This is a genomic window from Nocardia miyunensis NBRC 108239, from assembly GCF_001613065.1.
GTDB lineage: Bacteria > Actinomycetota > Actinomycetes > Mycobacteriales > Mycobacteriaceae > Nocardia > Nocardia miyunensis.
Map to the genome: position 1 here is coordinate 69,090 of NZ_BDBQ01000031.1, position 20,518 is coordinate 89,607.

22 protein-coding genes are annotated in these 20,518 nt (G+C 65.7%); 12 read left to right on the top strand and 10 right to left on the bottom strand.

Annotated elements, in window-relative coordinates; genetic code table 11:
* Positions 1–6: 6 nt before the first annotated feature.
* Complete coding sequence (locus NM2_RS13055; protein WP_067668163.1) at positions 7–1,620, top strand: AMP-binding protein; 1,614 nt, start codon at positions 7–9, stop codon at positions 1,618–1,620.
* 125 nt (positions 1,621–1,745) lie between these two features.
* On the opposite strand, the gene NM2_RS13060 is transcribed toward NM2_RS13055, so the two are convergent.
* The gene (locus NM2_RS13060; protein ID WP_067668166.1) at positions 1,746–2,033 is read right to left on the bottom strand and encodes a hypothetical protein; all 288 of its coding nucleotides are present in this window, start codon (positions 2,031–2,033) and stop codon (positions 1,746–1,748) included.
* A 35-nt stretch (positions 2,034–2,068) separates the two neighbouring features.
* Here NM2_RS13060 and NM2_RS13065 point away from each other — a divergent pair, with 35 nt between their 5' ends.
* From NM2_RS13065 to NM2_RS13080, 4 genes are read left to right on the top strand one after another with little or no spacing between them, the layout of a single operon-like run.
* Positions 2,069–2,839, top strand: coding sequence for an enoyl-CoA hydratase/isomerase family protein (locus tag NM2_RS13065; RefSeq protein WP_067668168.1), 771 nt, complete (start codon positions 2,069–2,071; stop codon positions 2,837–2,839).
* A 2-nt stretch (positions 2,840–2,841) separates the two neighbouring features.
* The gene (locus NM2_RS13070) at positions 2,842–3,735 is read left to right on the top strand and encodes a 3-hydroxyacyl-CoA dehydrogenase family protein (RefSeq protein ID WP_067668170.1); all 894 of its coding nucleotides are present in this window, start codon (positions 2,842–2,844) and stop codon (positions 3,733–3,735) included.
* Between the two features lie 2 nt (positions 3,736–3,737).
* A complete protein-coding gene (locus NM2_RS13075) occupies positions 3,738–4,889 on the top strand; it encodes an acyl-CoA dehydrogenase family protein (protein WP_067668172.1) in 1,152 nt (383 codons plus the stop codon).
* 31 nt (positions 4,890–4,920) lie between these two features.
* Positions 4,921–6,093 carry an acyl-CoA dehydrogenase family protein gene (locus tag NM2_RS13080; RefSeq protein ID WP_067668174.1) on the top strand — a complete coding sequence of 391 codons (1,173 nt, stop codon included), beginning with the start codon at positions 4,921–4,923 and terminating at the stop codon, positions 6,091–6,093.
* A gap of 83 nt (positions 6,094–6,176) precedes the next feature.
* Here NM2_RS13080 and NM2_RS13085 read toward each other — a convergent pair whose 3' ends face one another.
* From NM2_RS13085 to NM2_RS13110, 6 genes are all read right to left on the bottom strand, one after another.
* Positions 6,177–7,082, bottom strand: a complete 906-nt coding sequence (locus NM2_RS13085; RefSeq protein WP_084530879.1) for an SAM-dependent methyltransferase — start codon at positions 7,080–7,082, stop codon at positions 6,177–6,179.
* 255 nt (positions 7,083–7,337) lie between these two features.
* Complete coding sequence (locus NM2_RS13090; protein WP_067668177.1) at positions 7,338–7,766, bottom strand: hypothetical protein; 429 nt, start codon at positions 7,764–7,766, stop codon at positions 7,338–7,340.
* Positions 7,763–9,037: a DUF58 domain-containing protein gene (locus NM2_RS13095; protein ID WP_067668179.1), complete on the bottom strand. Its 1,275-nt coding sequence runs from the start codon at positions 9,035–9,037 to the stop codon at positions 7,763–7,765. Before NM2_RS13095 ends, NM2_RS13090 begins: the two co-directional genes overlap by 4 nt.
* A gap of 61 nt (positions 9,038–9,098) precedes the next feature.
* On the bottom strand, positions 9,099–10,061 hold the full coding sequence (locus tag NM2_RS13100; protein WP_067668181.1) for an AAA family ATPase: 963 nt from the start codon (positions 10,059–10,061) through the stop codon (positions 9,099–9,101).
* 32 nt (positions 10,062–10,093) lie between these two features.
* Complete coding sequence (locus NM2_RS13105) at positions 10,094–10,606, bottom strand: hypothetical protein (protein WP_067668306.1); 513 nt, start codon at positions 10,604–10,606, stop codon at positions 10,094–10,096.
* Positions 10,607–10,611: 5 nt separating this feature from the next.
* Positions 10,612–11,562 carry a DUF4129 domain-containing protein gene (locus tag NM2_RS13110; RefSeq protein ID WP_067668183.1) on the bottom strand — a complete coding sequence of 317 codons (951 nt, stop codon included), beginning with the start codon at positions 11,560–11,562 and terminating at the stop codon, positions 10,612–10,614.
* A gap of 400 nt (positions 11,563–11,962) precedes the next feature.
* Between NM2_RS13110 and NM2_RS13115 the strand changes: the two genes are divergently transcribed.
* The 4 genes from NM2_RS13115 (at position 11,963) to NM2_RS52975 (ending at position 15,745) form a co-directional block, all read left to right on the top strand.
* Positions 11,963–12,598, top strand: a complete 636-nt coding sequence (locus tag NM2_RS13115) for a hypothetical protein (protein ID WP_157121061.1) — start codon at positions 11,963–11,965, stop codon at positions 12,596–12,598.
* 1,031 nt (positions 12,599–13,629) lie between these two features.
* Positions 13,630–14,763: an LppU/SCO3897 family protein gene (locus NM2_RS13120; protein ID WP_157121062.1), complete on the top strand. Its 1,134-nt coding sequence runs from the start codon at positions 13,630–13,632 to the stop codon at positions 14,761–14,763.
* A 321-nt stretch (positions 14,764–15,084) separates the two neighbouring features.
* Complete coding sequence (locus NM2_RS13125; protein ID WP_067668188.1) at positions 15,085–15,336, top strand: hypothetical protein; 252 nt, start codon at positions 15,085–15,087, stop codon at positions 15,334–15,336.
* Positions 15,337–15,652: 316 nt separating this feature from the next.
* Positions 15,653–15,745, top strand: coding sequence for a DUF2510 domain-containing protein (locus NM2_RS52975; protein ID WP_084530899.1), 93 nt, complete (start codon positions 15,653–15,655; stop codon positions 15,743–15,745).
* Positions 15,746–15,853: 108 nt separating this feature from the next.
* Here the strand turns inward: NM2_RS52975 and NM2_RS13130 are convergent, their stop codons facing one another.
* From NM2_RS13130 to NM2_RS13140, 3 genes are all read right to left on the bottom strand, one after another.
* Complete coding sequence (locus NM2_RS13130; protein WP_067668190.1) at positions 15,854–16,114, bottom strand: Txe/YoeB family addiction module toxin; 261 nt, start codon at positions 16,112–16,114, stop codon at positions 15,854–15,856.
* Positions 16,111–16,395, bottom strand: a complete 285-nt coding sequence (locus tag NM2_RS13135; RefSeq protein WP_067668192.1) for a type II toxin-antitoxin system Phd/YefM family antitoxin — start codon at positions 16,393–16,395, stop codon at positions 16,111–16,113. Before NM2_RS13135 ends, NM2_RS13130 begins: the two co-directional genes overlap by 4 nt.
* Positions 16,396–16,490: 95 nt before the next feature.
* On the bottom strand, positions 16,491–17,435 hold the full coding sequence (locus tag NM2_RS13140; RefSeq protein WP_067668194.1) for a DUF3048 domain-containing protein: 945 nt from the start codon (positions 17,433–17,435) through the stop codon (positions 16,491–16,493).
* Between the two features lie 182 nt (positions 17,436–17,617).
* Between NM2_RS13140 and dapA the strand changes: the two genes are divergently transcribed.
* From dapA to NM2_RS13155, 3 genes are all read left to right on the top strand, one after another.
* Positions 17,618–18,508: a 4-hydroxy-tetrahydrodipicolinate synthase gene (dapA, locus tag NM2_RS13145; RefSeq protein ID WP_067668308.1), complete on the top strand. Its 891-nt coding sequence runs from the start codon at positions 17,618–17,620 to the stop codon at positions 18,506–18,508.
* Positions 18,509–18,927: 419 nt separating this feature from the next.
* Entirely contained in the window at positions 18,928–19,230 is a 303-nt protein-coding gene (locus NM2_RS13150) for a helix-turn-helix transcriptional regulator (protein WP_084530882.1), read from the top strand.
* Positions 19,227–20,507, top strand: coding sequence for a type II toxin-antitoxin system HipA family toxin (locus NM2_RS13155; RefSeq protein ID WP_067668198.1), 1,281 nt, complete (start codon positions 19,227–19,229; stop codon positions 20,505–20,507). The genes NM2_RS13150 and NM2_RS13155 overlap by 4 nt, the downstream gene beginning before the upstream one ends.
* Positions 20,508–20,518 lie beyond the last annotated feature (11 nt).

The following is a 20,518-nucleotide window of genomic DNA, read 5'->3' on the forward strand; positions in this document are numbered from 1 at the left end:
TTCGCCATGACTTTCGCGACGATCCTCACCGCCGAGCAGATCGACCGCTACACCCGCGAGGGCTACTGGAGCAATCGGCTCATCACCGATTATCTCGACGAGGCCGCCGCGCATACCCCGGACAAGACCGCGTTCATCGACTCGCAACGCCGAATCACCTACGCGGAGTTGCGATCCGAGGTCGACCGCTGCGCACTCGGCCTGCTGGAACTGGGCGTGCGCCCCGGTGACGTGGTGTCCTTCCAACTGCCCAACCGGATCGAATGGGTGGTGACGCATTTCGCCGCGAGCCGCATCGGCGCGATCAGCAATCCGCTGATTCCGATCTATCGCGAGCGCGAGGTCGGATTCATGGTCGGGATGGCGAAATCGAAGGTGCTCGTCGTCCCGGAGGAGTTCCGGGGATTCGACTATCCGGCCATGGTGGAACACATCAGGACGGAGCTGCCGGACCTGAAACATGTTCTGGCCGTGGGATCTTCGTGGGAAGAATTCATGAGCACACCGTGGGAGCAGCGCCGCGATCCGGCCGAACTCGCGACGCTGCGGCCCGATCCGAACGCGGTGACGTTGCTGATCTTCACCTCCGGCACCACCGGCGAGCCCAAAGGGGTTATGCACACCCACAATACGGCCGTCGCCGCCAACGATCCGCTGCCCGAGCGATTGGGCATCACCGCCGACTCCGTGTTCCACATGGCCTCGACGCTGGCCCATCTCACCGGATTCCTCTACGGCGCAAGGCTTCCCGTGCAGAACGGGGCGACCTGTGTGCTCCAGGACGTCTGGGACGCGGAACGATTCACCGAACTCGTCGCCGAGCACGGCATCACCTACACCTCGGGCGCCACACCGTTCCTGCACGACCTGCTGGCCGCACCGATCCCGGCGGACCGCGACATGTCCTCGCTGCGTCGATTCTGCTGTATGGGCGCGCCCATCCCGCGGGCGATCGTGCGCGAGGCGCGCCGCGTGCTGCCGGGCACGGTCGTGCTCGGCGGTTGGGGACAGACCGAGGACGCACTGGTCACGCTGGGTATTCCGGGTGATCCGGAGGACAAGATCATCGATACCGACGGCTATCCGTGGCCGGGTATGCGGATCCGGGTCGTCGACCTCGACGGGACCGAACTCCCCTCGGGCGAGGAAGGCCGGTTGCAGGTGACCGGTCCGTTCCTGTTCGTCGGCTACGCCGACCGGGAGGAACTGACCCGGGAATGCTTCGACGGCGACTGGTTCGACACCGGCGACCTGGGCAGCATCGACGCCGAGGGCTATCTGCGCATCGCGGGCCGCACCAAGGACATGATCATTCGCGGCGGCGAGAACATACCGGTCGCCTACGTGGAGAACGTGCTGTACGAGCACCCGGACGTCGAGGCCGTCGCCGTCGTCGGCGTACCCGATCCCCGGCTGCAAGAGCGCGCCTGCGCCTGCCTGGTGCTCAAACCCGGTGCGGCCGAACTGAATTTCGAGGGCTTGCGCACCTTCCTGTCGGGCAAGGGCGTAGCCAAACAGTATTGGCCCGAGCGGCTAGTGATTCTGCCGGAATTACCCCGCACCGCCAGCGGCAAAATTCAGAAATTCCAGCTGCGCGCTCACATCGGGGATCCCGCATGAGCGGGCCGGGACCGCAGGCGGCACAAGAAGCGTCACCACCCGAACCCCAGCTCATCCGCGATGAATACGGCACCAGCAGGTCGAGGCCGCAGGCGGGAACGAAGCAACAGGACACAGGCCCCTGCTCACGCCCCATCGACACAGCACCAGCAGATCGAGGCTCGCGGCGGACGCGGCGGGACACCACGTGCCCCCGCTCGCGCTCGGCGGATGGTGCCGGCGAACTGCATCCCGAGCTGATAGCCCGCCCCGACGCCGCCGCGAACCGAGGGCAGATCGTCCGGGCCCACCGCCGAGCACGCGCAGGTGGCCAGCAGGCTGCACCCGAGCACCATCGCCACTGCCGGACGCGGCAGCAGGACCATCACCACATCGGCCCGCCCGTACTCACCGAATCCGGCCTGAGCGCACATCCTCCACGAATTCTGTTGACCAGCAAGGACTCTCGATGAAATACGACACCGTGCGCACCGACGTCGCCGACGGCGTCGCGGTGCTCACCCTCAATCGCCCCGACGTGCGCAATGCCATCAACCGGCAGGTCCAGGCCGATGTGCGGGCCGCGCTCGCGGAGTTCCGCGACGATCCGGGGGTGGGTGCGGTGGTGTTCACCGGAGCGGGTGACCGCGCGTTCGCCGCCGGAGCCGATATCACCCAGCTGCGCGACTACACCCTGCACACCGGGCTGGCCGCGGAGATGCAGCGCCTCTACGACGAGATCGAGGCGTTCGAGAAGCCGACCATCGCCGCGGTCAACGGCTACGCCCTCGGCGGCGGCTGTGAACTGGCCATCGCCTGTGATATCCGGATCGCCTCGCCCACAGCGAAATTCGGCTTGCCCGAGACGATGCTGTCGGTGCTGCCGGGCGCGGGCGGAACGCAGCGGATGGGCCGTCTGGTCGGGGTGGGCCGTGCCATCGAATTGATCCTCACCGGCCGCATGGTCGATGCCACTGAGGCGCATTCGATCGGCCTGGTCACCGCGGTCACCGACGATCCGGTCGCCGCGGCGCGGGAGACCGCGCACGGCATCCTCCAGCGCGGTCCGCTGGCCGTGCGGCTGGCCAAACTGGTCATCCGCACCGGCATGGACGCCGATCAGCGCACCGGACTCGTCGTCGAGCGATTGGCTCAGGCACTGCTCTACACCAGCGACGACAAACGCGAAGGCGCACAAGCGTTTCTGGCCAAGCGCCCCGCCGCATTCACGGGGAGCTGACCATGATCTCTCGCATTCTCGTCGTGGGCGCGGGCGCCATGGGCTCCCAGATAGCCCTGACCGCGGCCCTGGCCGGATACGACGCCGTGCTCTGCGACATCGACGACGACCGTCTCATCAAGGCGCGGTCGGAACTGACCGACCTGCTGGCCTCGCGCGTCCGCAAGGGACGCGTCACCGAGACCGACGCGCACGCCGCGCTGGACCGGCTCACCTACACCGCCGACCTCGACGAGTGCGCGCCGCACGTGGACTACGTCATCGAAGCGGCGGTGGAGAAACTCGACGTCAAGCGGGAGCTGTTCGCGCGCCTGGATCGCCTGGTTCCCGAGCACGCCATCCTGGCCAGCAATTCCTCCGGCTTCGTGCCCTCCGAACTCGCCGATGCCACCGGCCGCCCCGACCGGGTCTGCAATCTGCACTTCTTCAATCCGGCGCTGATCATGCGATGTGTCGAAATCGTCCGTGGGCCACAGACTTCCGATGCGACGGTGACCGCATCGGTGCAGCTGGCCGAACTCCTGGGCAAGACCCCGGTGGTGCTCGACCGCGAGATTCCGGGCTTCATCGCCAACCGGATCCTCAACGCCGTGCGAGACGAGGCGATCGCCCTGCTCGAAGGCGATATCGCGACCGTCGAGGCGATCGACACCGTCTGCCGTACGGCGCTCGGCTATCCGATGGGGCCATTCGAACTCATGGACCTGACCGGCATCGACATCGGATATCTCACCAAGACAGCGCGTTTCGACGCCTCGGGCGATCCGCGCGACGCGCCCAGCCGCAGCGTCCGGCTGCTCGTCGAGCGCGGCGAGCTGGGCCGCAAGACCGGCCGCGGCTGGTACGACTACGCCTCCGACGGCACCGCATCCGCCCGCCCCCGCCCCCAGGAGTGACCATGGACCTGACCCTCACCGAAGCTCAACTCGAATTTCGCAGTTACGCAAGGCAATTCCTGGACAAGGAGGTGGTTTCCCAGCGCGCCGCCTGGGATCGCGCCGAGAGCGTGGACATCTCGATCGTCCCGAAACTGGGTGAGATCGGCTTCTTCGGCCTGACCATCCCCGAGGAGTACGGCGGACTCGGCGGCGACTACATCACCTACTGCATCGGCATGGAGGAACTCGGCCGCGCCGATTCGGCGGTGCGCGGCATCGTCTCGGTGTCGATGGGACTGGTGGGCAAGGTAATCCTGTCGCACGGCACCGAGGAGCAGAAGATGCGCTGGCTGCCGCGGATCGCCGACGGATCGGTGCTTGCCTGCTTCGGTCTCACCGAACCCGACACCGGTTCGGACGCTGGGAATTTGAAGACCCGCGCCAGCCGCGAGGGCGACGAGTACGTGCTCAACGGCCAGAAGATGTTCATCACCAACGCAACCTGGGCCGATGTGTGCCTCGTCTTCGCCAGAACCGGCGGCCCCGGGCCGAAGGGCGTCTCCGCGTTCCTCGTGCCCACCGCGACCCCCGGATTCGAAACCAGGGAGATCAAGGGGAAATTGGGGCTGCGCGGGCAGGCGACTGGCGAGATATATCTGACCGACGTGCGCGTCCCGGCCTCGGCCCGGCTCGGCGAAGAGGGCCAGGGGTTCGCCATCGCCATGCATTCACTGGACAAGGGCCGCGTTTCCGTCGGCGCCGGATGTGTCGGGATCATCTCCGGATGTCTGGACACGGTGGTGGATTACGCGACGCAGCGACAGCAGTTCGGCCGGCCGTTGGCCTCGTTCCAGCTGATCCAGGACATGATCGCCGATATCTCGGTGGAATTGGACGCCGCACGGCTGTTGGTCTGGCGCGCAGCGGATCTCATCGAACGCGGTGAGCCGTTCGGCACGGCCGCGTCCAAGGCGAAGTACTTCGCCAGCGAGGCCGCCGTGCGCGCGGCGAACAGCGCAATCCAGATCTTCGGCGGCTACGGCTACATCGACGAGTATCCGGTCCAGAAATACCTGCGTGACGCCCGGGTGATGACCCTCTACGAGGGCACCAGCCAGATTCAGAAACTGCTCATCGGACGCGCCGAGACCGGCGTCAGCGCATTCCTGTGACCCGCCGGACCCCCCTGTGAAAGGACATCCCATGCCAACCCCGCAGACCCCGCTCGGCCTGTTCGACGTCGAAGAACTGATCGGCGAGGAGGATCGCGCGATCCGCGACACCGTGCGCGCGTTCACCGCCGATCGGCTGCGACCGCAGCTGGCGCGATGGTACGAGTCGGCGAGCATCCCGGCTCGCGAATTGGCAAGGGAGCTGGGCAAACTCGGTGTCCTGGGTATGCATCTGGACGGCTACGGATGCGCCGGGACCAGTGCGCTCGCCTACGGGCTGGCCTGCCTGGAACTCGAGGCCGCCGATTCGGGGCTGCGCAGCCTGGTCTCGGTGCAGGGCTCGCTGGCGATGTTCGCGATCCATCGGTGGGGCTCCCCCGAGCAGAAGGACGAGTGGCTGCCGCGGATGGCCGCGGGCGAGGCGATCGGCTGCTTCGGGCTCACCGAACCCGATTTCGGTTCCAACCCGGCCGATATGCGCACCAACGCCCGCCGTGACGGGGACGACTGGATTCTCAACGGCGCCAAGATGTGGATCACCAACGGATCGGTCGCCGACGTCGCGGTGGTGTGGGCGCAGACCGAGGACAAGGTCCGCGGCTTCGTAGTCCCCACGGAGACACCGGGTTTCACCGCACCGGAGATCAAGAACAAACTGTCGCTGCGGGCCTCGGTGACCAGTGAGCTGATCCTGGACGGAGTCCGGCTGCCGGCCTCGGCGATGCTACCCGAGGCGCGCGGCCTGTCCGGGCCGCTGTCGTGCCTGAACGAGGCGCGTTTCGGCATCGTCTTCGGCGCGCTCGGCGCCGCGCGCGACTGCCTCGAGACGGCCATCGCCTACACCCGCGACCGGGACATCTTCGGCAAACCGCTCGCCGCCTATCAGGCCACCCAGCTGAAATTGGCCGATATGACCGTCGAACTGGGTAAGGGCATGCTGCTGGCCCTGCATCTGGCCAACCGCAAGGATGCCGGGACGTTGCGCTCGGAACAGGTCAGCGTCGGCAAACTGAACAATGTCCGCGAGGCACTGAAGATCGCTCGCGAATGCCGAACCCTGTTGGGAGCCAATGGCATCAGTCTCGAATATCCGATCCTGCGCCATGCTTCCAATCTGGAGTCGGTGCTGACCTACGAGGGCACCTCGGAGATCCACCAGTTGGTGATCGGACAGGCCGTGACCGGTTGCTCCGCCTTCCGCTGAACTCGAAGCACACCTTCGGAATTCGACGCGGGGAGTTCTTCCGGGACGTTCCGATGGCGCGGGCCTCCAGACGAACCCGTCGGTCACGCAGGCTGATCGACGGATTCCCGACCGAGTTTCCGGGCGAACACCCAGCGGTTGGTCGCCAGCGCGTCGTTCGGTTCGGGTGAAAGACCGGAGTTCAGGTGAGCGAAATCGAAAGGCGTGCGGGTCTCGGTGGACCAACCGCGTTCGGTCAGATACCCCGTGGAGTCCGGGCGCAGATCGTGATCGAACAGGTCGGGCAGGTCGATATCCAGCTGCTGTTCGGTCGCGGCATAGATGGAACTGCTTCGGACTTCGGGAGATTCGACGCCGGGCTTGATCTCGAAGAGCACTCGACTCGACTCGACGCTGAGCCAATCGAGGGTCTCGAAGAGGTTCTGTTCGACGGCCGCGGGTAGGTAGAACAGCACACCCTCCACCAGCCAGGCGGTCGGCACGGTCGGGTCGAAACCGGCCCGCAGCAGGGATTCGGCCCAGTCCGCGCCGAGATCGGCCGCGATCGGATGCCGCGTCGTGGTCGGGGCGGCCGCGACGGCTTCGAGCACTTCGTGTTTGAAGGCCAGGACACCGGCGCGGTCGATTTCGTAGATCACCTGTCCCGCAGGCCAATCGAGCCGGAAGGCGCGCGTATCGAGACCGGCCGCGAGCAGAACGATCTGCCGCGTACCGGCCTGCGCCCGCTCGACGAGGAAGTCGTCGAAGACCCTGGTGCGCAGGCCGAAGTACCGAGCGAACCTGCCCCACAAGGGATTCGAGTCACCATCGGGCACCTGCGCCGGATGGGTCGGCCACGTCGAGGAGACCCCGGCGGCCCGCACGAAACGCTCGGCGTACACATCAGCGGCAAGGCTGTCGGCTCGATGGGTCTCGATGGCTCTGGCCTTATCGGACCCATGAGATATATCACCGAGATCCCCACTGGGACAAGAGGATACCCGTTTCATCGAGAGGCCGGGCGATGCCCGTTCACGGACGCGGGGCACACACCGACCGGTCGCGACGGCGGGATTCGCCGATCACTCTCGACCGGGATTCAGTCCTTCGGGAAGCCCGTCGTGAACAGGCCGCCGATCGCGACGGCGCAGACAACGGCGACAACGGGGATGATCCACATGCCAACAGACTACAAGCTGTAGTAGTTACCGTGACATAATTGTGCCGAGCATCACCGCAGGCAGAACCGGGTAATGACCACCGGCTCACTCGTCCGTGCGCGCGGCAACACCCCGGATCACCAGTGCGAACACCAGCACCGCCAGCACCGGCGCGGCCAGCGGCACCCATTCCAGCCGCGCGGGAATCTCGGTCGCGATGACCGCCACGGCGGCGAAGCATACCGCGCCCGCCACCGACGGCAGCGTCGTCGGAACCACCCCGACCGGCGCGGACACCGTGGCGGTATTGAGCAGATAGGTGGTGGCCACCAGCCCCGTCGCGGCCGCGGCGAGCGCACCGGAATCGGCCCAGCCCAGCGCGCCGAGGGCGACCAGAACCGCACCCACCGCGCAGACTCGCGACCACCACCCCGCGACCACCAGCACCCCGGCCGCGATGGCGAGCCAGGGCATGACGATTCCCACCGCCGTGATCAGCAGCAGCCCGGACAGCACCGCGAGGAATCTGGTCATCGCCGCACCCGCACCAGTCGTCGGCGCTCCGGAATCAACCGCATCACCTGATCCAGCCGGGTGCCCTCGGACCAGGCCACGATGTCTACCCCGACCGTGCCCATATCCCGGTACATCGCCATCCGCTCCAACTGCCACATGCGCGCCATCGTCGGATCCAGATCCTGGCGAAATGGCGTGCCGCGCAACACATCCACGACCACCACGACATGTCCGCGTTTGCGCAGATCGATCAGCGCCAGGGCGAATTCGGTGTCCAGCATCGTCGAGAACGCCACCACGATCGCACCGATCGGCACCGCGGCGTGCGGAACCAGCGACCCGGAGGTGGATATGTGCTCGTCGCCCACATCGAGCACGGTGTCGACGATGCGGTAGAACTGCCGTCGCCCGATATCGGCCCGCAGCCAGCGCGGCGACTGCCCCAGGCAGACCACCGCGGTGCGATCGCCCGCCTGCAACGCGGTCTGGGCCACCTGCGCGGCCCCACGCACCGACAACTCCAGCGAATCCGACGCTGGGCCCGGAGCCTGCAACGAATTGTCCAGCAGCACAACCACATCCGCGGCGCGGTTGGTGAGCCGCTCGGTGACGTGCAGCCTGCCGCGACGCGCGCTCACCGACCAGTTCACCGTGCGCAGCGGATCACCTGGCGTATACGCGCGAATGTCGGCGTACTCCACGCCGGGACCGTGACGACGGGTCAGATGGGTGCCGATCCGCTCGGGATATTCGGTGCGCGGCAACCGCATCGGCTGCGGATCGGCGATCGGATACACGTACACCTGCCCGGCGGGCAGGCTCACCGCGGCGGTGGCCAGCCCGGCCGGACTCAACGCCGTCACGCGGATCCGCATCGGATAGCGTCCCCAGCGCGCGGCCGACAATGCCATCCGCAATCCGGCCGGTGCGGTCCCCGAGTCCACCGACTTCTCCACGCGCAGTTCCATACCGTCGAGCTGTTCGGGCTTGCAACGCAGCAGCGCGTGTCCCTCCTCGACGAAGGCCGCCGCGGACAGCACCACCTCCTCACCTTCGAAGCAGCGCAGTACGCCTCCGCCATCGACCTGAACCTTGGTGCGCGCCAGCTGAATCGGCGCGCTGGCCAGCACGCCGAGCATGGGCGCGGCGAAGACCACCAGTTGCCAGCGGCCCAGTATCACCGCCGCCGCGAGCGCCATACCGCCCGCCACGGCGAGCATGTAGACCAGGGCGGCGGGCCGCCAGCGTAGTTCGGCCTCGGTCGCCGAGCTCGAATCCCGGTGTCTCATAGGCACTCCCCGGTCGCGAGCCCGGCGCGCGGTGGGCCGGACCCGCGCTGCACGGTCGCGCTCATGCCCCCGTCGCCCGCGGGACCCGCAGGCGGCGAAGCAATTCGGCGATCACGTCCTCGCCGCGGATGCGCCGCACCCACATCTCCGGACGCAATGTGATGCGGTGCGACATCGCCGGAACGGCAAGGGCTTTCACATCTTCCGGAATGACGTAGTCCCGGCTCTGCAACAGCGCGCGGGCGCGGGCCATCTGGATCAGATCCAACTCCGCACGCGGACTCGCGCCGACCTCCACCTGCGGATGGCTGCGGGTCGCCGCGGCCAGCGAGACCACATAACCGACCACATCCGGATGCACCGTGACGAATTCGACCGCATTGCGCATCTCCAGCAGTCCGGCCGCATCCACCACCTGCCCGACCTGCGGTTGGACCGAACCGCGTTCGAGGCGGCGGCGGATCATCTGGGTCTCGTCCTCCTCGGACAGATATCCCAGACGCAGTTGCAGCGCGAAGCGGTCCAGCTGAGCCTCGGGCAGCGGATAGGTGCCCTCGTACTCGATCGGATTATCGGTGGCCAGCACGATGAAAGGCTGTGGCAGCGGGAAGGTTTCGCCGTCGATGCTGACCTGTCCCTCGGCCATCGCCTCGAGCAGCGCGGCCTGGGTCTTGGGCGGCGTCCGGTTGATCTCGTCGGCCAGCAGCATATTCGCGAAGACCGGCCCCTTGCGGAAGTTGAACCGGCCCGAATTCATGTCGTAGATCGTCGAACCGATCAGGTCCGCCGGTAGCAGGTCGGGGGTGAACTGCACGCGGGTGAAGTTCAAACCCAGTGCCGCGGCGAAGGATCGGGCGATGAGCGTCTTGCCCAGCCCGGGTAGATCCTCGATCAGGACGTGTCCGCCCGCCAGCACCGCGATCATGATCAGCTGCAATTCGTCCTGCTTGCCGACCACGACCCGCGACACCTCGCGCAACACGGCGTCGGTGCGCTTGACGGTCGCGTCCAAAGGTTTCGTCATGACTGAATCCGCACGTGTTTCCAACCCTTTATTCACATTTCCTGAAGCCGGCGCAGGATCTCGTCCAGCGCGGCGCGTCCCGGTGCACGCGAATTGTCATCGCGCAGTTGAGAATCGGCCGGATCCACCCAGCGCCACAATTCCGGCCCGAATTGCAACCGGCCCGCGGCCTCGGTGGCCCGCCGGTCCTTGGCGATGCGATGTCCGCTCGACAATTCGAACTCCTTGGCCAGCAACGGCCGCAGATGCCGATCCCAGTCCGCGCGGCTGCCGTCGGCTCGGTCGACGAGCATCTCCGCGCGGGCCCGCCAGCGGAACAACATCTCCGCCGGCCCGTTCTCGATATCACTGTCCGCCGGGTCGGCGGGACCGTCGGACTTCGTCCGTTCGGCCAGCGACCGCACCAGCATTCCCACCGCGCACAACACCAGCACCCCCGTCAGCACCGGTAGCAGCGCACGTTGATTGTCGTACCCGACCGCCTCGATCAGCAGGATCAACGCGATCGATCCACCCACGACCGCCCCGCGTCCCCACTCGGACATCCCGGTCATGATTCGGCCCTCTGCAGGTCGCCCAGCACGATACGCAGCAACTGTTCCGCACGCATACGCTGCCACTCCAGCATCGAATGCGGGCTGAATCGCGCCTCCTCGAACAGGATGACCAGCTCACGTGCCGAGGCGTCGCGCAGGACGCCGCGGTCGAAGGCGCGGGCCAGCACCTCCGAGGGGGTGTCGGAGATCAGCGGGGCCACCTCGCGCGCGCGGGCCAGGCCGCTTTCCATGGCGACGTAGCAAGCGATGATGGCCTCCCGCGGTTCCTTCCCGGAGGCGATCATCGCGGCCAGGCCCATCTCGGCGACCTGCGCCAGCGAGACCGCCTCCTGCGCCGGCGCGGACTCGGCCTCGGCCGCCGGTGCGTGCACACGACGGCGAGTGCCCACCCCGACCACGATCAATCCGACGATCGCCGTGAGGATCAGCGCGCCCGCGGACACCCCGATGACGATCATGGCGTCCGCGCTGAGCGGCGATTCGACGGTCGGTCCCGGCGACGGCGGCGCGGTGGTGGACGGCTGCGCCGTGGACGGTTGCGCGCTCGGACTCTGCGCCGGTGACGCGGGATGCACCACGCTCAGCTGATAGATCGCCCAGAACAGCGCACCGAGCACCGCGATGACCGCGAGCGAGACCACCAGGTACAACCCCAGCCGACGCTTGCGCACCGGCCGCCGCACCCGATCCGGATGCGCGTCGGGCAGGGCCAGCGGCAGCCGATGCTGACTGGTGATCACACCCGCCAGCAGAATCACGATCGACACCAGCGACAGCACCGGCATCAACGCCACGGCGATCACCGACGGCGGCGAGCCCACATGCGGCCCGTCACCACCCGGCAGATAGCCGCGCAACGCGATGACGACGAGCGACAGCAGTGCGATCAGCCCGATCGCACGCGGTATCGCCGTACCCACCCCGACCACGGGCTGTTCTCCCATACTGCAGCACTGCCAAAAACAGGCACATCGTTACATGCCGAACGGTCCGTGAGAGGCGAAATCGCCAGAGCAGCCCCATTTCGACTGCGTATAGTCCCCACCCGTGGGGCGACATCGGAAATTTTTGTGAAATCCCACAGCGCTACCCGGCATCGTGCCGGTGCGGCGTGATCGGCCCGCTCACCGAGGCCGTCAGACCCGTCGCAGACCTCGCTCACCGGGGCGTGTGCCATGCTCGACCCCCTCGCCGAGAAAATCGTTGCGCCAAGCCGAATATGCGGAATACTGGAATCGGCCCCTGCAGATCGACATCCCGTTTCCGATCGGTCGTATACGCAGATGGGCTGTTCGCTGGTTCTTCTCTCCCGGTTCTTCCAAACCAATGTGAGGAGTTCGACGAATGACCAGTGTCGCACCAGTCATGCAATGGCAGCTTCCGTTCGGTTCCGCGGCGGTATTCCCCTCCCGCGACCGTATCGTCCGCCCGTTCGTCCTGATCGGCGATCCCGCGGAAGGGCCGGTGGAACCCGCCGCCTTCGCCCAGGACATCGACGACCCGGGCTATTCGTTCCGCGCCGCGCTCAAAGACGCCCGCCTCGACCTGATCCTGGTGTCGCCGAGCGTCAGCAGGACTCTCGAGGAGGGCTACCGCACTTTCGCCGAGGTGATCATGCGCACGATCGCCGAGCGGCTCAGCAGCAACCCGCTCACGATCTGCGCCATCGGCCGCGGCGCCCTGCTGCTGCGCTACAGCCTGGCGAGGTTCGAATCCCAACGGATAGACCACCAGACCGAGTGCATGGTGTCCTACTACAGCACCGAACCGACCATGCAGGAGATCGCCGCCCTCGACGAGGTCGGTTCCTGGCCGATGCGGCCCATGAAATACGTGGTCGCCGAACCCGGGATGCCGCAGCAGAATCTCGACTACCAGACCAGCGACTTCGACGACGTCATCCCCGGAGCCGCCCCCGACCGGGTGCCGCTGTTCACCCGCGAGCTGGGCAACAACATTCTGCAGCGAACCGTCAGGTAGAGGTGCGGATCGGGAGCGGATTCGACTCCCGCTTCCGCTGTACATCGATCTCGTTCGACGCTGGGCCGGGCCATCGCACCGGCCCAGCGCTCACGCTTTTGCGCTATGGAAAGTTCTGTGCCACAACATGAATCGATACCATCGCGTACGTCCGATGGCGCAGGGCACCGCACGCGGAACGCTCGATCGCGTACGCCCCCAACCAGAACCGAGCGCAACGCGGCGCACTGTCACACGCAGCACCGGCCGTCATTACCTAAGCTGATGAACCGGACCGCTCACAGATCAGCGCCGAACAGTCCGCACCGCAACCGAATCCGACTGAACGACGACCCATTCGGCCCAGTTCCTTCGACTCGACTCGAGGCGCACGGCCGACAGGTAACGCCAGAATTCCGCTCAGCACGCGTCGCACGAAGCGACGGAGTATCCGGGTAGCTGAGCACCAGTTCGCCCAGCGGCGTACCGGGGAGTTGTTTCACGCCAACGGATCCGGGCGGCAGCCTCCAGCGCGATGCTGGCGAACTCGGCCGAGAATCCCCTCGAGACGCGGCAACGCGGCGCCGCCGCATACCGGAATCTCCGCCACAACACCAGAAATGCTCCGTCCGCGGATCTCCGCAATTTGCTCCGCAATGACCCCATCGAGCCGATCTCAGCAATTCCACGAGGTCTGAATCCGGTTCACGGCGAGCGATGCTATCGCGTTGCCAACCACCCGGCAGTTGCTCCGGTGTGTGCTGGGTGGTTGGCATTACCGACCGACGACCACGGTCGATCATGATCGGTAGCTCGGGCCGCGCGCTCCGAGGACTCTTCTCACTGGCAACCACTGTGGTGCGACGGTAACGTTTCGGCGGTCGTGTCGAGGAACGTTGGGGGAGCACTGTGCAGGCGGCGGTTGTCGGGTGCGGATTGGTGTTCACACGGCGGTTCTCAGCGGCCGACGGGGTGTGGCGGTGGCACGCGAGGGTGCCGGGCCGCGGGAATCTCGCACCCCTGGTAGACGACAGACCATAAGGACATCACGAATGCAACCGCAACCCCCGCCGGGACCGTCGGACAACCCGTCGGGACAGTCCGGGAACCCGCAGGACTGGACCGGTAAGCCACAGCTACAGCCCGGATATCCGCAGGGGCAGTATGGATATCCACAGCAGGGGCAGCCGATTCCGGGGCAGGCAGGTTATCCACAGCAGGGACAGCCCGCTGGTTATCCACAGGCGGGCCAGTCGGTTCCGGGGCAGACGGGATATCCCCAGGGGGCCGACCCGACCGCGCAGATGCCGCAGGGGCAATCCATGCCGGGCTGGGGACAACAACCCGGTTATCCGATGCAGGGGCAGTCACCGGAGCAGGGAGCTTACCTGCAACAAGGGCAGTCGCCGGACCAGACGGCCTACTTGCCGCAGGGACAGTCCGCAGCGGATCCGACCACGCATCTGCAACAGACGCCTCAGTCGGGTTATCCCCAGGCGGGACAGCAGGGCTTCGGTCAGGGTCAAGCAGGTTATCCACAGGGACAACCGGTTCCGGGGCAGCCGGGCTACGACCCGAACGCCTATCCACAGGGACCGATGCTCACCCCGGGCGGGCAGCCGCCGTCCTGGGGCGGCGGGGCGGCCTCCGGACTCGGTGCGGGTGCGGCGGGTATCGGCCGTCGGCTCAAGTCCGGACTCGGTTCCCTGATCGGACTCGTGGTCGTGGTCGGCTTGATCTACCTCGTCAGCTGGGGCTGCCATCAGGTCACCAAACCCGATGCGGAGAAGGCCCAGGTCGGCCAGTGCGTCAAGGTCGGGGGCACCACCAACGACCCCAAGGTCGACATCACCGACTGCAGCAGCATGGACGCCAACTACAAGGTCGCCGAACGTCAGGACAAGAGCACCTCGACCTGCCCCGACGGCAATTACGCGAGCGTCTGGCAGACCGGTTCCGGCGGCTACAACCTGTGCCTGCAACTGAACGTCGACGAGGGCGACTGCCTCGACAAGCAGTACGACAACACCGTGAAGGTGACCTGCGACAGCGCCGAGGCGAACTACCGCGTCACGAACGTGCTGCACAACACCACCAACGACAGCGGCTGCAGCAACTCCGCCACCAAGTACCTCACCTACTCCAAACCGGAGGAGATGGTCGTCTGCCTGAGCACGGTGCACTGACTGGATCGGCACCGGTCACGCCGCGAGCTCACGGGTTGCCGGGGCCGATCATCTCGAAGGGCTTGCTGCTGCGATGCGTACCGCACCGGCGAAGATCGTTCCAGACTAGAGCAGAAAGTCCGTAAGACGTAAATACGGACAAATACGAACATCGGGTACTTTCAAAACAATTCCTATTGTAAAATTTTTGACGCTTGCGTAACTTTTGTTTGCCTTCTCAGCAAGGCTGCGGTACAGATCCGATGCGTTTTATGAGGATCTGCAGTTCCCCCGGCGGTCGGACAGGCCGCCGCCGGTTCGGCTGACTGAAAGTGAGTCACAATGCAGCGCAAGATAATCGGACGCGCGTTCGCCGCGGTCGCAGTGGGCGCGATGTTGAGCGCCCCCCTCGCCGCCCCCGCACTCGCGGAGGTGGTGACTCCCGCCCACCAGCAGCCGCAGCCCGACTCGAACGACTGGCGCGGCGGCGGCGCCCCCAAGGGCATCGACCGGCACTGCGACCGCCACGGCAACTGGCACAACAACAACAACGACCGCAACGGTCACCGCGACAACCGCTGCCGCACCTGGTGACATCGGGAACCGAACGATAAGTTCCTGACAGTTTGACGAAAGAGGCACTTCTCACCCACGGGCGAGAGGTGCCTTTTTCGCATCATACCGAAAGCCACTGCCCCCATTGGTAATTACCGAAGTCGGGCACGTCCGAGATTAATCCGAGAAGCGACTGGGACAAATGGATTCGGTTGTTTGCGACCGGCGTCGGTGCATCAACGAAATCGACTGATCTCCATCACCCGCAACGTAAGCCAACACGTCCATGTGATCCCACCCGCGCCAGAACTCTCGTAGCACAGGTCGAGGCTGGCGTCCTTCGTCTGAAAGAGCAATCCGCTGCCCACCAAGCTGGTATCCCGACCCGCAACATGTCGCCAACTGGCGATGGTGGGACGGAGAAACCTGGTCGAACCACGCCGGTTGACGGCTGTCACCGACTGTCCGCCTTGTCACCGAACGGCGACACTCGATACTGCCGCCGCATGGCGACCGTAGGGTAGATCGGAACTGGGCGGTCGTAGTTTCTGGAGTCCTACTCGTAGTGGTAGCGGCACGACAGGACGCGGATTACCTCGTCCTCGACCTGGTACACCAAGCGATGTTCCTGGGTTATCCGCCGCGACCACCAGCCGGCCAGATTGTGTATCAGCGGCTCCGGCTTCCCGATGCCATCGGCTTGGCCGTGGGCGGCAATGTCATCGAAGAGGCGGTTGATCTTGCGCGCCGCCGCCCTATCGTTCGCGACCGTCCAGGTGTAGTCGTTCCACGCCTCGCTCGAGAACTGGAACTTCACGCCACTCCCGACGAATCGTCGTGGTCTGGTACGTCCAGACGTTCACCGGGGACGAATCCACCGGCCGCGAATTCTTCCAACCCGCGTTGCAGATGTCTGGCATTGGCGGGAGTTCCGAGTAGATGTGCGGTCTCTTTCAGCGCCTCGTATTCGCGCAGCGAAACGACAACCGCCGGTTCATGACCCGCGCGGGTGACGACAACCTCATCGAGGTCGTCGGTAGCGGACTCGAGCACTTTCGCCAGGGTCGCACGAGCCTCGGTGTAGGAGATCTGCCTCATACGAATTAATGTACAGGTTTTCTGTACAGAAGTGAGCGGGCGTCTGGGGATCAACGGAAACGATGTCATCATCGGTCACACCGCGAGGACAGGAGTCACCAGAGCCGCTCTGGAATCAGAACTGTCCAAACCTGCCCCGGCGCGAAGGAGATGGCTGTACCGGTGGGGGTTGTATAGGTTGTGCCTGCCTGTGGGGAGGGCCGGGACCACACGGCCGGGAACGCTTGACCGTCGCGAAGTACGAGTGCCCGACCGCCACCAGTCGTCTGGGCCACGGGCGAGACGCTGCCCGCGACGTCGCGGACCGCCGAATCGCGCACCTGCACACTCTGCAGTACGACCGTACTTGCCATGAGCTGTCCGGTATCGGCAGTGGTGTAGGCGGCACCGTCCATGGACACCAGCCACCGGTGGTTGCTGGGTGACCAGTCGAAACCGATCGCCGCGCCCTGATACCGCGCTACCTCATGTTGCGTGGGCCGGCCACCGGCAGGCGTAGGACCGAAGCGCAGTTGCGAAGCCGCCGTCCAGCCGCCGCCTACGGGCAGCTGATCAGAGCGGACGAACAGGTTGTGCGGCGCGGCGCGACTGTAGTCACGGTAGTACGCCGCAGGGTGCCGATCGGCCGAGGCGTTCTGGAGCGAGGCGGAATCGATGGATGCGACCAGCTCAGGTGCGGCACCAGAGGATGCCAACGTCGGGTTGCCGAACTGGTCCAACAGCGTCAGATCCGTTTCCCGCGCGCTTCGGATAGGTCCGATCACCGCGGGTTTGTGGGTCGAGAACACGGCGGCCAACCGGCTCGAACCGCCCTCGACCGGCTCGACGTAGACCAAATCGGCGGCTCCGAGCCCTACCGGTGGTCGTGCCTGCGGACTGTTGTCTATCTTCGCGACCAGCACGGGCGCCCCTACCCGGGAAGATGTGGTCGAGTCTGGTGCAGCACGCTCGGGTCCGCTGCCGCTACTGCACGCGAACGTAGTGCACATTCCCAGTGTCATCAGGAACGCCGCAATCCACACCCACAATCGCTGTTGCATAGCGCAACCCTCTGGAAAAATTTTACGCCGCGCTTGACCACGGCAGGAGTGGTCGGGCCAGTCACTGGTTGAGGCTCTTGCCCCCGGCGAGCGCCCGCGGAACCACCCGACGACGCACTTCGCGTGGGCACGGGGCCTTCCGCGCGGGCGGTGACGTGCTCGCCGGATGTAATCTCACGATCATGGTGGACACTCCCTTCGGTCGAGTCATCACGGCGATGGTGACCCCCATGCACGCCGACGGCTCGATCGACTACGACGGCCTGCAGAACCTCGCCGTATATCTCGCCGACCACGGCCATGACGGACTGCTGGTCAACGGGACCACGGGTGAGTCCGCCACCACCACCGACGAGGAGGACTACGCCTGCGTGCGGGCAGTGGTCGAGGCCGTGGGCGACCGCGTCGCGGTGATGGCCGGCTGTGGCACCAACGACACCGAGCATTCCACTCGCGCGGCGCGCGAGATGGTTGCCTGCGGGGCGGACGCTCTGCTCGTTGTCACGCCGTATTACAACAAGCCGCCGCAGGACTGCATCCTCGAACACTTCCGTCTGGTCGCCGAGGCCGGTGGCGGTGTGCCGGTCATGCTGTACGACATCCCGGGCCGGACCGGGACGGCGCTGAGCACCGATACCATTCGCCGCGCCGCCGACATTCCCGCCGTGCGCGCCGTCAAAGATGCCAAGGGTGATTTCTTCGAGGCCAGTCGGCTCATGTCGCAGACCGACCTGCTCTGGTATTCCGGCGACGACGTCGTCAACCTCCCACACCTCGCTCAAGGCGCGACCGGCATCGTGTCGGTGGTCGGTCACGTCGCGGGCGATCGCTACGCGGAGATGATCGCCGCCGTCGGCCGCGGCGACCTGTCTCGGGCACGCGAGATCCACCGGCGTCTCATCCCCGCCGTCGACGCGATCATGCACGTCTCACAGGGCGCCATCCAGTCCAAAGCCGCGATGAAAATGCTCGGCGTCATCTCCTCCGATGCACTGCGTATGCCATACCGGCAGGGCCCGCCGGAGCATCAGCAACGCCTGCGTGCCGGCCTCGAGGAATCCGGCCTGTTGTAGACAGGCACGTGAATACACCGTGCAGCAGCCCCGATTGCCCTGCTGCACAGGGACCACGACCCGGCATTGACACCCAGAGGTGAGACGCGAAGAGTGGTCACACTCGGACTCGTCATCGCGATCGGCCTGCCACTGACCGTGCTGATCCTGGCGGTCACACTGCCGGAACGACGGGCACAGGCCCCTGCCCAGCGTGAAGTCGAGATGAACAGGGCTCGATCGGGGGGATGTGGCCCTGTAACACCCTGCCAACCTGCGCTGATGTAGTCGGCGTGGCTGTCTTCGAGCGATAATCGACTATCGCGGGCGGCGGGTGCTCCAAGAACACGATGCTGCGGAGTCCGAACATTGCTATACATGTCGCCGTACGACGACATCTTCTATTGTCGCCATACAGCGACATACGCTAATGTCGCCGTATGACGACAGCAAGGGTGGATCGGGCCGACGACCTGGGACCTGCGCTGCGCGAGGTCAGGGTTGCCGACGGCGTCACCCAGTCCGCGCTGGCTGAGCTGGCCGGCGTGGGGCGGCAGTGGCTCAACTCCTTCGAGATGGGTGACAAGCCGTCGGCACCGCTCGACATGGTCATGCGTGTTGCCGCGGCCCTGGACGTGACACTCATGCTGACTCCGCCGGAAAGATTCCGAACCGGCGCACACGAGTCCATCGACGATGAACCAATCGATCTCGAAGCGCACCTCGAGAAGTACAACCGATGAGCATCGCGAACGAGCATCAGTTATATGTCGTGATGAACGGCCGCGTGATCGGCGATGTCCAGCGCACGGGAAAACGCCGGATGCGACTGCGCTATTCGGACTCTCGCGGGCAGAGTTTCACCCCGCTGTCGGTGTCGATGCCGGGCCCGATAGGGCGATACCGAGAATCGATCTTGGATCCGTGGCTCTCCGGCCTTCTGCCGGATCGCCCCGAAACCCTTCGACAGTGGCGACGTCAGTTCGGCATCTCCCACGAAAACGACGCCTACTCTCTCTTGCGGCATGTCGGCGAGGACCTCGCCGGCGCTGCGCAGTTCGTTCGCCCCGAACGCCTCGAAGCCGTGCTGGAACGATCCGGACGCCTGATCCCATTGGATGGTCCTCGAATCGCGGAAATGCTTCGCCGCGCCAAGGCGGATCTGCCTGTATCGGATATCGACAACGGGCAGGGCAAGTTCTCCCTCGCGGGGGCGCAAGCGAAAATCGCACTTCACCGCACCGAAGGCGGCTGGACCGACCCGTCAGGCAGCGTGCCGTCCACTCACATCCTCAAACCCGCCATTCCCGGCATGACCGACCAGGATCTGGTGGAGGCCGTGACGTTACGCACGGCGAGTTACCTCGAACTGAGCGTCGCAAAGTGTTCGGTCGAAGAGTTCGGCGATGAGCGCGCCATCGTCGTGGAGCGCTACGACCGCGCCCAGCAATCCGACGGCCGGTGGATTCGCGTGCACCAGGAAGACATGTGCCAGGCACTGGGCATGTGGCCCACCCGCAAGTACGAAAGCCAGGGCGGTCCGGGCGCAGTCTCGCTGGCCGATCTGATTCGCCGGGAAAGTCGGCAACCATCGGATGACGTGCGCCGACTCGTTCGGGCGCTCATCTTCAATTGGCTCGTCTGCGGCACGGACGCTCACGCCCGCAACTACTCGCTTCTGCTCAGCGGACAGACCATCCGTCTCGCACCGCTGTACGACCTCAACTCCCATCTCGCCTATTCCGACGGTTCCGGGAACAGCTTGTCGATGTCCGTCGGAGGGATGTTCCATGCCGATCGAATTACGGTCGACAATTGGGTGCGGTTCGCTCCGGCCCTGCACATCGAGCCCGACTGGCTGCGAAATGAGATCGACCGGCAGCGTGAGAGCCTGCTGGACGCAATGGCAGCAGCCGCGGCCTCAACCGACATCGCCATCTACGACAGCCCGGCCGTTCGTCGACTGTTGTCCAACACCGCCGACTGGATGGATCGGCGGTTCGAACGGGGCGGTAGGTGAGTTCGGTCGGG